This window comes from Agrobacterium sp. SOY23, from assembly GCF_027212525.1.
Classification (GTDB): domain Bacteria; phylum Pseudomonadota; class Alphaproteobacteria; order Rhizobiales; family Rhizobiaceae; genus Agrobacterium; species Agrobacterium tumefaciens_I.
The window spans coordinates 229,534-243,658 of record NZ_JAPWDT010000002.1; the positions used below are offsets into that span (position 1 = coordinate 229,534).

The 14,125-nt window shown below is 59.9% G+C and carries 13 protein-coding genes and 1 pseudogene; 11 read left to right on the forward strand and 3 right to left on the reverse strand.

Translation table 11 applies throughout. The features are described 5' to 3' along the window. Positions 1 to 22 precede the first annotated feature (22 nt). The 10 genes and pseudogenes from rsmI (at position 23) to O3S81_RS06385 (ending at position 9,889) form a co-directional block, all read left to right on the forward strand. Entirely contained in the window at positions 23 to 964 is a 942-nt protein-coding gene (rsmI, locus tag O3S81_RS06340; protein WP_269341638.1) for a 16S rRNA (cytidine(1402)-2'-O)-methyltransferase, read from the forward strand. Next, entirely contained in the window at positions 954 to 1,322 is a 369-nt protein-coding gene (locus tag O3S81_RS06345) for a YraN family protein (protein WP_269341640.1), read from the forward strand. Before rsmI ends, O3S81_RS06345 begins: the two co-directional genes overlap by 11 nt. A 23-nt stretch (positions 1,323 to 1,345) precedes the next feature. After that, positions 1,346 to 1,897 (forward strand): annotated as a pseudogene (locus O3S81_RS06350) (sugar O-acetyltransferase); the annotation flags it as partial. Between the two features lie 132 nt (positions 1,898 to 2,029). After that, positions 2,030 to 3,328, forward strand: coding sequence for an extracellular solute-binding protein (locus O3S81_RS06355; protein WP_269341643.1), 1,299 nt, complete (start codon positions 2,030 to 2,032; stop codon positions 3,326 to 3,328). Positions 3,329 to 3,412: 84 nt separating this feature from the next. After that, positions 3,413 to 4,381 (forward strand): ABC transporter permease subunit, encoded by a 969-nt coding sequence (locus O3S81_RS06360; protein WP_269341645.1) that lies wholly within the window; start codon positions 3,413 to 3,415, stop codon positions 4,379 to 4,381. 11 nt (positions 4,382 to 4,392) lie between these two features. After that, positions 4,393 to 5,235 carry a sn-glycerol-3-phosphate ABC transporter permease UgpE gene (gene ugpE, locus O3S81_RS06365; RefSeq protein WP_269341647.1) on the forward strand — a complete coding sequence of 281 codons (843 nt, stop codon included), beginning with the start codon at positions 4,393 to 4,395 and terminating at the stop codon, positions 5,233 to 5,235. Between the two features lie 10 nt (positions 5,236 to 5,245). Continuing rightward, a complete protein-coding gene (locus O3S81_RS06370; RefSeq protein WP_269341649.1) occupies positions 5,246 to 6,346 on the forward strand; it encodes a sn-glycerol-3-phosphate import ATP-binding protein UgpC in 1,101 nt (366 codons plus the stop codon). Positions 6,347 to 6,455: 109 nt separating this feature from the next. Further along, positions 6,456 to 6,968 (forward strand): cupin domain-containing protein, encoded by a 513-nt coding sequence (locus tag O3S81_RS06375; RefSeq protein ID WP_269341651.1) that lies wholly within the window; start codon positions 6,456 to 6,458, stop codon positions 6,966 to 6,968. Between the two features lie 245 nt (positions 6,969 to 7,213). After that, positions 7,214 to 8,173: a glutathione synthase gene (gene gshB, locus O3S81_RS06380; RefSeq protein WP_269341652.1), complete on the forward strand. Its 960-nt coding sequence runs from the start codon at positions 7,214 to 7,216 to the stop codon at positions 8,171 to 8,173. 183 nt (positions 8,174 to 8,356) lie between these two features. Next, a complete protein-coding gene (locus O3S81_RS06385) occupies positions 8,357 to 9,889 on the forward strand; it encodes a YifB family Mg chelatase-like AAA ATPase (RefSeq protein ID WP_269341654.1) in 1,533 nt (510 codons plus the stop codon). 185 nt (positions 9,890 to 10,074) lie between these two features. On the opposite strand, the gene cysK is transcribed toward O3S81_RS06385, so the two are convergent. The 3 genes from cysK to dut form a co-directional block, all read right to left on the reverse strand. Further along, on the reverse strand, positions 10,075 to 11,043 hold the full coding sequence (gene cysK / locus O3S81_RS06390) for a cysteine synthase A (protein WP_269341655.1): 969 nt from the start codon (positions 11,041 to 11,043) through the stop codon (positions 10,075 to 10,077). Between the two features lie 141 nt (positions 11,044 to 11,184). Continuing rightward, complete coding sequence (locus O3S81_RS06395; protein ID WP_269341656.1) at positions 11,185 to 11,802, reverse strand: LysE family translocator; 618 nt, start codon at positions 11,800 to 11,802, stop codon at positions 11,185 to 11,187. Positions 11,803 to 11,923: 121 nt separating this feature from the next. Further along, complete coding sequence (dut, locus tag O3S81_RS06400; RefSeq protein ID WP_269341657.1) at positions 11,924 to 12,394, reverse strand: dUTP diphosphatase; 471 nt, start codon at positions 12,392 to 12,394, stop codon at positions 11,924 to 11,926. A gap of 90 nt (positions 12,395 to 12,484) precedes the next feature. Between dut and O3S81_RS06405 the strand changes: the two genes are divergently transcribed. Beyond that, positions 12,485 to 14,068: a peptide chain release factor 3 gene (locus O3S81_RS06405; RefSeq protein ID WP_269341658.1), complete on the forward strand. Its 1,584-nt coding sequence runs from the start codon at positions 12,485 to 12,487 to the stop codon at positions 14,066 to 14,068. Positions 14,069 to 14,125: the final 57 nt, after the last annotated feature.

Below are 14,125 nucleotides of genomic sequence, written 5' to 3' on the forward strand. Positions count from 1 at the left end.
CGGCCGGCAGGGATCGGCCAGAATGATTGGAAGCCGTGTGACGCAGGAAATATCGAGCAGCGATGCCAGACAGGCAGCGAAGGAATTCAGGATCGGCACGGCCACCATTCCGGCCCGGCCGCTGGAGCCGGCGCTTTATCTTGTGGCCACCCCCATCGGCAATCTCGGCGATATCACCATCCGCGCGCTGGAAACGCTGGCCTCGGCCGATGTTCTCGCCTGTGAGGATACCCGCGTCACCCGTATCCTGCTTGAACGTTACGGCATTCGTACCCGCCCGCTCGCCTATCACGAACACAATGCAAACGAGGCTGGGCCGAAGCTCATCGCCGCGCTGGAGGCCGGAAAATCCGTGGCGCTGGTATCGGATGCCGGAACGCCGCTCGTGTCCGATCCCGGTTATCGCCTCGGCCAGCTGGCACTCGAGGCCGGGCATCGCGTGGTGCCGGTGCCGGGCGCATCCGCGCCGCTCGCCGCCCTTGTCGGTTCGGGCATGCCGAGCGATGCCTTCCTGTTTGCGGGCTTCCTGCCGGTGAAGGATCGCGGCAAGCGCGACCGTTTTGCCGAGCTGGCGAAAATCCCCGCGACCCTGATCTTTTTTGAATCGCCGCATCGCATCAGCGCCTCCGTCAAGGTGGCATCGGAGGTGCTCGGCCGCGATCGCCGCGCGGTGGTCTGCCGCGAACTGACCAAGACCTTCGAGGAGTTCCGGCGCGGTTCGCTGGGCGAACTTGCGGATTATTATGATGGCGACCGTGTGGTGAAGGGCGAGATTGTGCTTCTGGTGGAGCCGCCGTCTTATGACGAAATTCCCGATATCGAGGATGTCGAGAAGCTCCTGAAGGATCTCGTCGCCACCATGTCTGCCGCCAAGGCTGCCGGCGAAGCGGCGAAGCTGACAGGCCTGCCGCGCAAGGAGCTTTATCAGCGGCTGCTGGATATGAAGGAAACGGATGGCCGCTGACGGACGAAGCGATAAAAGACGAGAAGCCGAGCGGCGCGGCCATGCCGCCGAATATTGGGCCGCACTCTATCTGCTGGCGAAGGGATATCGTATCCTCGCCATTCGTTATCGCACCCGGCTGGGGGAAATCGACCTCATCGCTCGCAAGAGGGATGTTATTGCCATCATCGAGGTCAAGGCACGGCGCTCTGGCCTTAGCGCGGTCGATGCCGTTGGCTTCCGTTCGCAGCAGCGTATTCGCGCGGCCGCCGATCTCTGGCTTGCCCGCCGCAACGATGCCGGGCGGTTTTCGCTGCGCTTTGATATCGTCGCCGTTCTGCCGCGACGCCTGCCGCAACATTTCATCGACGCCTTTTGAGGAGAAGGAAGACCATGTCCACCGAGCGGGAAAAAATGGCCGCGGGCGAATGGTATAGCTGCATGGATGCCGAGCTGGATGTGCTGCGCCGGCAGGCGCGCCGGGCCGTCCACCAGCACAATACCATGCCGCCGGACGAGCGCGGTTCCATGGCGCCAGCCTTGCGGACACTTTTTGCCTCGGCCGGAGAAGGGGCATTTATCGAAGCGCCGTTTCATTGTGCGTATGGCCTCAACATCACCCTCGGCGCGAATGTCTATCTCAATGCCGGCTGCGTCATTCTCGATTCCGCACCTGTGCGGATAGGCGACGGTGCGATGCTGGGGCCCGCCGTGCAGATCTATTGCGCCGAACACCATCTGGATCCCGTTCCGCGTTCGCAAGGCATTGAAATCGCAAGGCCGGTCACGATTGGCCGAGATGTCTGGATCGGTGGCGGGGCGATCCTTCTCGCGGGTATCACCATTGGTGATGGGGCGATTGTCGGCGCCGGTTCGGTGGTGACGCGTAATGTGCCGGAGGGTGCGACGGTGGTGGGAAATCCGGCCCGTCCGATAAAACGCGGCGACGTCTGAGATATGCGTTTTTGAGGCAACGCAGTCTATTAGCGGGTTCTGTAACAAATCTGACATGAAACTGTTAAAGAGGCGTCATGGAACGTCTCTATTCGCATCCTCATCCCAATAAATGGTGGAGAGGAATTAGTAATGTTGAAGAAGATTTCCATGGCCGCAGTGGCGGTCAGCATTTCGGCGACGTCTTCCATGGCTGCGACCAACATCACCTGGTGGCACGGCATGGGTGGCCGTAACGGCGAAGTCATCAACGAAGTTTCCCAGAAGTTCAACGAAGCCCAGAAGGAATGCGCTCTGACGCCGGTTTCCAAGGGCTCCTACGAAGAAGCGCTGGCCAGCGGCATCGCTGCTTTCCGTTCGGGCGAACAGCCGAACATCCTCCAGGTTTTTGATGCCGGCGCCGCCACCATCATCAACGCCAAGGGCGCGGTCATTCCTGCGGAAGACCTCATCAACAAGGCCGGTTACAAGTTCGACCGTGACGCCTTCATCAACGGCGTGCGTTATTTCTACGCTGCCGCTGACGGTAAGTTCGTCGGCATGCCGTTCAACTCCTCCGCTCCGATCATGTACATCAACGACGAAGCCCTGAAAAAGGCTGGCGTCGAGGCACCGAAGACCTGGGAAGAGTTCGAAAAGGTCGCGCCGAAGCTGAAGGAAGCCGGTTATATCCCGCTCGTCCAGTCGCAGCTGACCTGGCAGTTCACGGAGAACTTCTTCTCCCGCAACAACATCCAGTTCGCCAGCAACAATAACGGTTACGACAGCGTGAGCGACACCAAGCTCAAGGTCACCGACCCGAACCTCGTCATGATGTTCGAAAAGCTGAAAGACTGGAAGGACAAGGGCCTGTTCGCCTATTACGGCGCCGGCTGGAACGACAACCAGAAGCCCTTCGAAGAAGGCAAGGTTGCGCTCTGGGTCGGTTCTTCGGGTTCCTTCGGCGGTCTGCAGAAGACGGCGACCATGCCGTTCTCGGCAACCTTCCTTCCCTACTGGGGCTCCATCAAGGGTGCCGGCACCAACTCCTTCATCGGCGGCGCTGCTCTCTTTGCAATGTCGGGCAAGTCTGAAGCCGAAAACAAGTGCGTGGCCGACTTCTTCCAGTTCCTGACCTCGCCGGAAATCCAGGTCTTCTACCACAAGGCAACCGGTTACGTCGCCATCACCAAGGCCGCTTACGAAAAGGCCAAGGCTGAAGGCTACTACAAGGAAAAGCCGGTCGCAGAAGTTGGTATCCAGCAGCTGTCGCTGCCGGGTGGCGAGTGGTCCAAGGGTTACCGTCTCGGTTTCTACCCGCAGATCCGCGCCGTCATGGAACGTGAATATAACCGCATCTTCTCGGGCGAAGTGACGCCGAAGGCTGCTTTCGAGATCATCGAGAAGGAAGGCAACGACCTTCTGGCCCGCTTCGCCAAGACGGCTGGCTGATCGATCTTTTCGAAACCAATGATCGTTGTCGAGCCTCCTTTCCGATGGAAGGGAGGCTCGCTTCCGGATGAAGGAGGCGCAAGCGTGGCCTATACATCGTCTCAACCGCGCCGGTTTTTGTCCGGTCGGTCCGCAAAGGCTGGAAAACCCGCCAAGCCCGCAGAAGCCGGCATGAAGCGCGTGCAGTTCTCCTCGTCCTACGTGCCCTATCTGTTTCTTGCACCGCAGCTTGCGGTGATTTTCATCTTCTTCTACTGGCCGTCCGTTCAGGCCGTGCAATCCTCGTTTTATATCGAAGATCCCTTCGGCTTCGGCGCATCCTTTGTGGGCTTCGCCAATTATTCGGACGCGATATTCAACCCGGAATATCTCAGCATCGCCAAATTCACGGTTGTCTTCACCGTGCTGGTTACCTTCTTTTCGCTGGCGCTCGGCCTGCTGCTCGCCGTCAAGGCCGACGCGGTCATTCGCGGCAGTTCGACATACAAGACGCTGCTGATTTCCGTTTATGCCATCGCGCCGCCGGTCGCCGGCCTCATCGGCATGATGCTTTTCGACCAGCATATCGGGCCTTTCGTCAAATTGGCCGCGGTCTTCGGCTGGGACATGAAGGTCGGTCTCAACTACTTCGATACCGCTACAGCCATGATCGTCGTCGCGGTCTGGAAGCAGATCCCATACAATTTCATCTTTTTCCTGTCCGGCCTTCAGGGCGTGTCGGTTTCCGTGCGCGAAGCCGCGGCAATCGATTGCCGCTCCGGTTTCCGACGGTTCTGGACCGTCATCATGCCGCTTCTCGCGCCCACGGCTTTCTTCCTGCTCATCATCAACATCACCTACGCGCTGTTCGATACCTTCGGCGTCATCGACGTGATGGTGAAGGATAAGGCGGCGGATAATCCCATCACGCTGGTCTACAAGGTGTTTCTCGATGGTTTCCGCGGCAATGACATCGGTGGTTCCTCGGCCCAGTCCGTCATTCTGATGCTGGTCGTCTTCGTTCTCACCGTCATCCAGTTCCGCTTCATCGAAAAGCGCGTCCACTACAATTGAGGGAGAAGACCATGTATAAGACGAGACCTCTCGATCATCTGGTATTGATCCTCGGCGCGCTGTTTCTGATATTGCCCGTCGTCGTGGCCTTCATGACATCCACCCACACCGCAGCGGAAATCCACCGCAGCGGTCTGACGATCATCCCGGGCGACAATTTCGTCGAGACCTATGAAAAGGTGCTGACGCAGAAGGGCGGCTTCACCGGGCAGATCACGGGTCTCAACATGGTGATCAATTCGCTGATCCTCGGCATCGGTTTTGCCGTCGGCAAGATCGTCCTGTCGATGACGGCGGCCTATGCGATCGTCTATTTCCGCTTCCGTTTCGCGACCCTCGCCTTCTGGATCATTTTCACCACGCTGCTCTTGCCGCTCGAAGTGCGCATCATGCCCTCCTATGAGGTGATGAGCAAACTCGGCCTGCTGAATTCCTATACCGGCCTCATCGTGCCGCTTCTCGCCTCGGCAACCGGCACCTTTTATTTCCGGCAATTCTTCAAATCGGTTCCGGAAGAGCTGCTGGAAGCTGCCCGCATCGATGGTGCAGGGCCGGTGAAATTCTTCATCGACGTGCTCATTCCGTTGTCGCGCACCATGATGGCGGCGATCTTCATCATCATGTTCGTTTATGGCTGGAACCAGTATCTCTGGCCCATGCTGATGACGACGGACGAGAAGTTCTTCACCCTGATGCGCGGCATCAAGTCGATCCTGCAGGTCTGGGTCGGTTCGCAAATTCCCGATTACAACGAAGCTTTCGCACTCGCCGTTCTGGCCATGCTGCCGCCGGTGCTGATCGTCGTCATTTTCCAGCGCTGGTTCATCAAGGGCCTGACCGAAAGCGATAAATAAGGAGACCGAAATGGCCGCGATAGAAATCAGTCAGGTCTGCAAGGATTACCACGGCGGCGTGCGCGCCGTACATCATGTCGATATCGACATCCGCGATGGCGAGTTCATCGTTCTCGTCGGCCCCTCCGGCTGCGGCAAGTCCACGCTTCTGCGCATGGTCGCCGGCCTCGAGGATATTTCCGAGGGTACGGTGAAGATCGGCGACCGGGTCGTCAACCAGACCGATCCGGCCGATCGCGATATCGCCATGGTCTTCCAGAACTACGCGCTTTACCCGCATATGTCGGTGCGCGAGAACCTCGAATACGGGTTGAAGAACCGCAAGACAGCGAAGACGGAAATCGATGCGCGTGTGGCCGAAGCCGCGCGCATGCTGCAGCTTGAACCCTATCTGGACCGCAAGCCGCGCGCCCTTTCCGGCGGCCAGCGGCAGCGTGTCGCCATGGGGCGCGCCATCGTGCGCAAGCCGGCGGCCTTCCTGTTCGACGAACCTCTCTCCAACCTCGATGCCAAGCTGCGTGTTTCCATGCGCGGTGAGATCAAGCGGCTGCAAAAGCGTCTCGGCACCACCTCCATCTATGTCACCCACGACCAGCTGGAGGCCATGACGCTGGCCGATCGTCTGGTAGTGCTGAATGGCGGTCGCATCGAACAGATCGGCGCGCCGCTGGATGTCTATCACACGCCGGCTTCCACCTTCGTCGCAAGCTTCATCGGCTCCCCCGCCATGAACCTGCTGAATGCCGAATTGCATGGTGATAGCCTCGCCATCGGTCCATCGTTGTTTGCGCTCAATGGTTTCGCGCCCACCTCCGGGCCGGTGACGGTCGGCATGCGGGCGGAGGATTTCCGTCTCGCTGCGGCAGGCGAGCAGGGTTTTGCGCTTCGCGTCGATTATATCGAAGAGCTGGGTTCGCAGCGCCTTATCCACGGCGCGGTCGGCGACCAGAACCTGACAATCGCTTTCCCGCCGGATGTCGAGGTTCCCGCCGCGCTGTCGGTTACGATCGCGCCGGAAAAGCTGCATTTCTTCTCCAGCGAAACCGGCAAGCGCATTGCCGGCAAGGCGGAGCAGCTGGGTGTGCAGTCCGCTCAGCTGGCGACGGCCTGAGCGCAGCGCAGAAATCGGCGCGATGACTAAAATTGCGCCGATTGTCAAAACCGCTTTGTTACGATCCCGATGATAGAAGACCTCCAATATTTCACGGGGGTTTTCTCATATGTCGTTCAAAATGATGTTCGCGGCAGCCGCAACCATGGCAATCCGCACGGTGCCGATATTGCCGGCCTATCTGCGCAAACGAAAAGACGAAGCGGTCGTCAGCGCCTCCTGCACCGATCTGCGGCTTCAGCCGGCCCCCATCAATCCGGACTGGATCATTTCCGGCAACCCTCAGGCACGCGCGGCGGATCATTCCCGAAGCGGTGACCGCGCTTCCAGCACGGCCATGTGGGATTGCACGGCGGGTGAATTCCGCTGGTTCTTCGGCTGGGATGAGACCGTTTATATTCTGGAAGGCGAGGTGCATGTGACGGCCGAAGACGGCTCGGTCAGCATCCTCAGGGTCGGCGATGTCGCTTATTTTCCTGCGGGAACATGGGCCACCTGGCGGGTGGATGACTATGTCCGCAAGGTCGCCTTCATGCGCCGTCCGTTCCCCACCGCGCTGGCTTTTGCCTATCGCGTCAAGAACAAGCTGTTTGCCGGTCGCTCCTACAAGCTCGCGGCCTGAACCCTGTTTTCACCTCCCGGCCGGCGGGCCTGTGCTGCTCCGCCGGCGGAATTGTGAAGGTTCAATAAAACTCACACGAACCACCGCTTGCAGCAGTTGCGTTAGAATGGTCGCTGCCCTACATCTTTCGGGTTTTCTGAAGCATTTCCGGGGTCTCTCCCGGTCCTGCCGGGAACTGTGAAAAGACGAGGCAATGGGCACGGCGGGCCGGCGAAGCGTCCGCATGCTGCAAGAGGAACATGCGCATGGCGAAGATCAAGAACGTCGCGATCCAGATGGATCATGTCTCCGGCATCAACATCGCCGGTGATTCCACCTTCGCCATGAGCCTCGAGGCGCAGGCGCGCGGATATCGGCTGTTCCACTATACGCCCGAGCGCCTTTCCATGCGCGATGGCAAGATTTACGCCACCGTCGAGCAAATGGAACTGCGTGACATCAAGGGCGACCATTTCTCCCTGTCGGAGCCGGAGCGGGTCGATCTATCGACCATGGATGTCATCCATCTGCGCCAGGACCCGCCCTTCGACATGGCCTATATCACCTCCACACACCTGCTGGAGCGTATTCATCCCAAGACGCTGGTGGTCAATGATCCCGCCTGGGTGCGCAATTCGCCGGAGAAGATTTTCGTCACGGAATTCGCCGATCTGATGCCGAAGACGCTGATCACCAAGGATGTGGCCGAGATCGCCCGCTTCCGCAATGAGATGGGCGATATCATCCTCAAGCCGCTTTACGGCAATGGCGGCGCGGGCGTGTTCCATTCGGCGCGTGACGACCGCAATTTCTCCTCCCTGCTGGAAATGTTCGGCCAGATGTTCCGCGAACCCTATATCGCCCAGGAATACCTGCCGGATGTCCGCAAGGGCGATAAGCGTATCCTCTTGGTGGATGGCGAGCCGGTGGGTGCGATCAACCGCGTGCCGGCGGAAAACGATGCCCGCTCCAACATGCATGCCGGTGGCCGGCCGGAGCCGACGGAACTGACGGCGCGGGAGAAGGAAATCTGCCGCCGCATCGGTCCTGCTCTGCGCGAGCGCGGTTTCCTTTTCGTCGGTATCGATGTGATCGGCGATTATCTGACGGAAATCAACGTCACCTCGCCGACCGGTATTCGCGAAGTGCGCAAATTCGGCGGCGCCGATGTGGCAAGCCTGCTGTGGGATGCGATCGAGAAAAAGCGCGACGCTCAGGATTTCTGAAGCGGTTTTAATCGCTCCCGGTTTGTTCTGTGCGTACAACTCGATACAACTAAAATACATCGACCGCGAGAAATTGTTCTCTAGGTGTTCTTGTTTTATTCTTTGCTCTGTGGCACGTTGCTTGCGGGTGGCTGCCATGGAACATGAAGTTCCGATGACGCGGCCGGTTTGCGGGGGCAGGCCATGGTGGCACGGGTCAATACGGTTGCATTTCAGGGCATAGAGGGCGTGCCCGTTGAGGTGCAGGTCATGGTCGCACCCGGAAAGGTCGGCATCCAGATTGTCGGCCTGCCGGACAAGGCGGTGGCCGAAAGCCGGGAGCGGGTGCAGGCCGCCCTGCATGCCTCGGGTCTGGCCTTGCCGGCAAAAAAAGTCACCGTCAATCTCGCGCCTGCCGATCTGCCCAAGGAAGGCTCGCATTTCGATCTTCCCATCGCTCTCGGCCTCATGGCCGCTCTGGGCGCCATACCGGCGGAAGCGCTCAGCCAATATGTGGTTCTCGGTGAACTCAATCTCGATGGCACGATAGGCATGGTTTCGGGTGCGTTGCCGGCGGCCATCGGCGCCAATGCGCTGGGCAGAGGGCTGATCTGCCCGGCTGAAAGCGGGCCGGAAGCGGCCTGGGCCGGCGCTGGTATCGATATTCTCGCCCCGCGCAGCCTCATCGCGCTCGCCAATCATTTTCGCGGCACCCAGCTTCTGTCGCGCCCCACGCCCGCCATCCGCGCCAATCCGGTCAATCTGCCGGATCTGGCGGATATCAAGGGACAGGAAAGCGCCAGACGCGCTTTGGAGGTGGCGGCTGCCGGCGGTCATAATCTGCTGATGGTCGGGCCGCCCGGTTCGGGCAAGTCGATGCTTGCCGCCCGCTTGCCCTCCATCCTGCCACCGCTGGAGGTGGCGGAACTGCTGGAAGTATCGATGGTGCATTCCATTGCTGGCCAATTATCGGGCGGCAAGCTCTCGGACCGCAGACCATTTCGCACGCCACACCATTCCGCCACCATGGCGGCGCTGATCGGCGGCGGCTTGCGCGCCAAGCCGGGTGAGGCCTCGCTTGCCCACCACGGCGTCCTGTTTCTGGATGAATTTCCGGAGTTTTCGCCGCAGGTGCTGGATGCGTTGCGCCAGCCGCTGGAAACCGGCGAATGCATCATCGCGAGGGCCAACCATCGCGTCTGTTATCCCGCCGAAATTCAGCTCGTGGCTGCCATGAACCCGTGCCGCTGCGGCATGGCGGGAGAGCCGGGCTTCACTTGCGCCCGAGGCCCGCGTTGTGTGGCCGATTATCAGGCCCGCATTTCCGGGCCGCTGCTGGATCGCATCGATATTCGCATCGACGTCCCCGCCGTTTCCGCCACCGATCTCATCCGACCCGTTGCGTCCGAGCCAAGTGCGGTAGTCGCCGCACGTGTTGCCCAGGCTCGGCTTGCACAGCAGGAACGTTATGCGGCGGCGGGGTTCCCGTCCATCCGCACCAATGCCCGCTGCACAACGACGCTGATCGAAAAATATGCCGAACCGGATGCGTCCGGGCTGCAATTGTTGCGCGATGCCGCCGAGCGGCTGAAGTTTTCCGCGCGTGGTTATCATCGCAGTCTCAAGGTTGCCCGCACGCTTGCGGATCTGGATGGCAAGCAGACCGTCGGCCGCATCCATGTGGCGGAAGCGGTTTCCTATCGTATCGCAGGCGAAAGGCTGACGGTGGCGGCCTAGAACCGTGATGCTTGCATATTCGCGTTGCTGGTCGTTTGGGATAAGGACAGCCAAAAAGAGATTTGAAGAGCCTCGCACGGGCGTGGCTGAATGCAAGGCGTCTTAAAACCGATATGCCACCGGCAGCCGGCGGCATATCGAAATGTTCACTCATTGGGTGCGCGACTGCGCACCGGATGGCATGGTCAGAGTCCAAGCCCTTCGAAAAGCGCGGTCGAAAGATAACGTTCCGCGAAGGAAGGAATGATGACGACGATGTTCTTGCCGGCATTTTCCTCACGTGCGCCAACCTTGATGGCCGCAGCCAGTGCCGCACCCGAGGAAATGCCGACCGGCACGCCTTCGAGCCGCGCCGCCAGACGCGCGATTTCGAAAGCTTCGTCATTGGTTACGGTGACGATTTCGTCATAGATGCCGGTGTCGAGGATCGCGGGTGCAAAACCGGCGCCGATGCCCTGAATCTTGTGCGGTCCGGGGTTCCCGCCGGAAAGAACCGGGCTGTCGGCCGGCTCGACCGCGACAACCTTCACCTCTGGCTTGCGGGATTTCAGAACCTGACCCGTGCCGGTGATCGTGCCGCCGGTGCCGATGCCGGAGACGAGAATGTCGACGGTACCCTCGGTATCGTTCCAGATTTCTTCCGCGGTCGTTCTGCGATGAATATCCGGGTTGGCGGGGTTTTCAAATTGCTGCGGAATGACGGCGTCAGGCAGGGTCTCGGCCAGTTCCTGCGCCTTGGCGATCGCGCCCTTCATGCCCTTCGGACCTTCGGTCAACACCAGCTCGGCGCCCAGCAGGGCCAGCATTTTCCGGCGTTCGACCGACATGGTTTCCGGCATGGTCAGGATCAGCTTGTAACCCTTGGCGGCGGCGGCGAAGGCGAGCGCGATGCCCGTATTGCCTGAGGTCGGCTCCACCAGCGTGGTCTTGCCGGGGGTGATCTTGCCCTGCGCCTCAAGCGCTTCGATCATGGCAACACCGATGCGGTCCTTCACCGAAGCGATGGGGTTGAAGAATTCCAGCTTGGCGAGCAGGTTGGCCTTCACGCCCTTTTCTTTCGCCAGCTTATCGAGCCGCACGATCGGCGTGTCGCCGATTGTTTCCGTGATCGAGGAATAGACGCGTCCGCGTCCGGGCTTTCTGGCTTCGGGCATGATGCTCTCCTGTATGAAGACCGCAAGATTTGAGCGGCAGAATAGGAGCAATAGCCCTCTCAGGCTAGCGAACGTTCGTCCTAATATAGCGAAATGACAGGAATAATTTTACGGAAAGTGTGATCGGCGCACGAATTTATTTCAGGTGCTGCGGATCGCGATCATGGTCGCCGTTCCGGCAAGAATGCCGGCCGCCGTACGGTTGAGGATCGTCAGGGCGCTTGGCCGTTTCAGCAGGTTGCGTGCCTTGGCCGCAAGCAGGATGTAAGGCAGGAGAACGGCCATCAGCACAACGAAGGTCAGGGCAAGAAGTGTCGCATATTCCGATGGCCCGATCATGCGGATATCGATCAGCGTCGGCACCAGCGCCACATAAAACAGCATGGTTTTCGGGTTGCCGAGCGTGATCAGCAGGCCGGACAGGAACGACATGGACATGCTGGAGCTTTTTTTAGCCTTCAGATCCTGCGGCAACAGGCCGGCGGTCCAGAGCTTCCAGGCGATATAGAGAAGATAGGCTGCGCCCGCGAATTTCAGGATCATGAAAGCCTCCTGAAAGGTCTGCGCCACAAAGGCGAGCCCCAATATCACGCCGGTAAGATAGATCATGTCACCCAGTATCAGCCCGAGACCCATGAAGAAGGTCTCGCGAAAGCCCGATCCCAGCGCCCGCGCCACGATCGCCGTCATGCCGGGGCCGGGAATGGCGGCAGCAATGAAGAGGGCGGTGGCATAGGCAAGAATGGTGGTCAGCGTCATGATCGTGTTTCCCGGAAAATTCGCCAAATCCATAGCGAAATTGCCGGGCAAAGACAATCAGCCTGCGCGCCCCATCTTGAAGCGGAACAGGGCAGTGCCGCGTGGCGGGTAAGCGGTGTTGCTAAACGCCGGTGGAGCCGAAACCGCCGGCACCGCGCATCGTCTCGGATGTTTCCGTCACCTCGCTTACGGTCACCTGCGTCACCGGCGCGATCACCATCTGCGCGATGCGCATGCCGCGTTCGATCACGAAATCATCCTGCCCCAGATTGGCGAGAATGACCTTCACCTCGCCGCGATAATCGCTGTCCACCGTGCCGGGGGAGTTGAGGCAGGTAATGCCGTTCTTGATGGCGAGGCCGGAGCGGGGGCGGATCTGCGCCTCATACCCTTGAGGAACCTCGAAGATGAAACCGGTCGGCACCAGCGCCCGTTCACCGGGCTTCAGGGTCAGCGGTTCACCTGTGGACACTGCCGCGCGCAGGTCCATGCCGGCGGCGCCGCCGGTTTCATAAGAGGGCAAATCGAGGCCTGCGCCATTGGCAAGGCGGACGAGGCGGAGAGGGGGGCGATTGTCGTTTTGAACGGTCATGGGGCATTAGTTTGCCGAGATCGCGGCAAGGTCAATTGCAAATGCGGGCCTGAAACGCTAGATAGCCCGCAATTCCACAGGATTTGTCAGATGGCCGAAACACTTGCCGAGGCGGTCTCCCGCCGCCGCACCTTTGCTATTATCGCGCACCCGGACGCGGGTAAGACCACGCTTACCGAAAAGCTGCTGCTGTTCGGCGGAGCGATCCAGCTTGCCGGTGAGGTGAAGGCGAAGAAGGACCGTATCCAGACCCGTTCGGACTGGATGAAGATCGAGCGTGAGCGCGGTATTTCGGTCGTCACCTCGGTCATGACCTTCGAATATAACGACCGGGTCTTCAACATTCTCGATACGCCCGGCCACGAAGACTTCGCCGATGATACCTACCGCACGCTGACGGCGGTGGACGCGGCGATCATGGTCATCGACGCCGCCAAGGGTATCGAGCCGCGCACGCTGAAGCTCTTCGAAGTCTGCCGCATGCGCGATATCCCGATCATAACCTTCATCAACAAGATGGACCGCGAAAGCCGCGACCCCTTCGAGATTCTGGATGAGGTCGAGGAGAAGCTCGCGCTCGACACCGCGCCCATCACCTGGCCGGTCGGTCGCGCTAAAACCTTCTGTGGCGCCTATAATCTTGCCGACAATACGTTCCGAGGCGTCGATACGCAGGTGGAGGCCATGGCCGTCAACGGTCCGCAGGCGGTTGCCGATCGTCTGCCGGAAAATGAACGTCAGCTTTTTGTCGAAGAAACGGAGCTTGCGCTGGAAGCCTGCCGTCCCTTTGACCGCCAGGCTTTTCTTGAAGGCCATATGACGCCGGTGTTCTTCGGTTCGGCCTTGCGCAATTTCGGTGTGCGTGACCTCATCAATGCGCTCGGCGATTTCGCGCCGCCGCCGCGCGATCAGGTGGCGGATACCCGCACCGTACATGCGGCTGAAGAGAAAATGACGGCCTTCGTCTTCAAGATTCAGGCCAATATGGACCCGAACCATCGTGACCGTATCGCTTTCGCCCGCATCTGCTCCGGGAAGCTGGAGCGCGGCATGAAGGCGCGGCTTGCTCGCACCGGCAAGCAGATGGGCCTCACTGCGCCGCAGTTCTTCTTCGCCTCGCAGCGTCAGCTGGCCGATACCGCCTTTGCGGGTGACGTGGTGGGCATCCCGAACCATGGCACGCTGCGCATCGGTGATACGCTGACCGAGGGTGAAAATCTCGTCTTCCAGGGCGTTCCGAACTTCTCGCCGGAAATCCTGCGCCGCGTGCGTCTGGAAGATGCCATGAAGGCGAAGAAGCTGAAGGAAGCCCTGCAGCAGATGGCGGAAGAAGGCGTCGTGCAGCTTTTCTCGCCGGAAGATGGCTCGCCGGCCATTGTCGGTGTCGTCGGCGCGCTGCAGCTCGACGTGTTGAAGGAACGTCTGATGGGCGAATATGGCCTGCCGGTCTCCTTCGAAATGTCGCGCTTTTCGGTCTGCCGCTGGATTTCTTCCGATCAGCCGGCGGAAATGGACAAATTCCTCAACGTCAAGCGTGGCGATATCGCCCGCGATCTCGATGGCGATCCGGTGTTTCTGGCGCAGGATGCCTTCTCGCTGCGTTACGAATCCGAGCGTTTTCCGGCGATCAAGATGGTCGCGATCAAGGAATATCACGTCGCCAAGGCGGCGTGATATCAGCCGGATTGCACTTTGAATGCCAAGGGCTTAGTTTCCCCAGAAACGGGAAAC

What these genes read in the sequence shown, in the direction of transcription:
- rsmI (WP_269341638.1), top strand. Translation starts at nt 23, where the DNA reads ATGATTGGAAGCCGTGTGACGCAGGAAATATCGAGCAGCGATGCCAGA.
- O3S81_RS06345 (WP_269341640.1), top strand. Translation starts at nt 954, where the DNA reads ATGGCCGCTGACGGACGAAGCGATAAAAGACGAGAAGCCGAGCGGCGC.
- O3S81_RS06355 (WP_269341643.1), top strand. Translation starts at nt 2,030, where the DNA reads ATGTTGAAGAAGATTTCCATGGCCGCAGTGGCGGTCAGCATTTCGGCG.
- ugpE (WP_269341647.1), top strand. Translation starts at nt 4,393, where the DNA reads ATGTATAAGACGAGACCTCTCGATCATCTGGTATTGATCCTCGGCGCG.
- O3S81_RS06370 (WP_269341649.1), top strand. Translation starts at nt 5,246, where the DNA reads ATGGCCGCGATAGAAATCAGTCAGGTCTGCAAGGATTACCACGGCGGC.
- O3S81_RS06375 (WP_269341651.1), top strand. Translation starts at nt 6,456, where the DNA reads ATGTCGTTCAAAATGATGTTCGCGGCAGCCGCAACCATGGCAATCCGC.
- gshB (WP_269341652.1), top strand. Translation starts at nt 7,214, where the DNA reads ATGGCGAAGATCAAGAACGTCGCGATCCAGATGGATCATGTCTCCGGC.
- O3S81_RS06385 (WP_269341654.1), top strand. Translation starts at nt 8,357, where the DNA reads ATGGTGGCACGGGTCAATACGGTTGCATTTCAGGGCATAGAGGGCGTG.
- cysK (WP_269341655.1), bottom strand. Translation starts at nt 11,043, where the DNA reads ATGCCCGAAGCCAGAAAGCCCGGACGCGGACGCGTCTATTCCTCGATC.
- O3S81_RS06395 (WP_269341656.1), bottom strand. Translation starts at nt 11,802, where the DNA reads ATGACGCTGACCACCATTCTTGCCTATGCCACCGCCCTCTTCATTGCT.
- dut (WP_269341657.1), bottom strand. Translation starts at nt 12,394, where the DNA reads ATGACCGTTCAAAACGACAATCGCCCCCCTCTCCGCCTCGTCCGCCTT.
- O3S81_RS06405 (WP_269341658.1), top strand. Translation starts at nt 12,485, where the DNA reads ATGGCCGAAACACTTGCCGAGGCGGTCTCCCGCCGCCGCACCTTTGCT.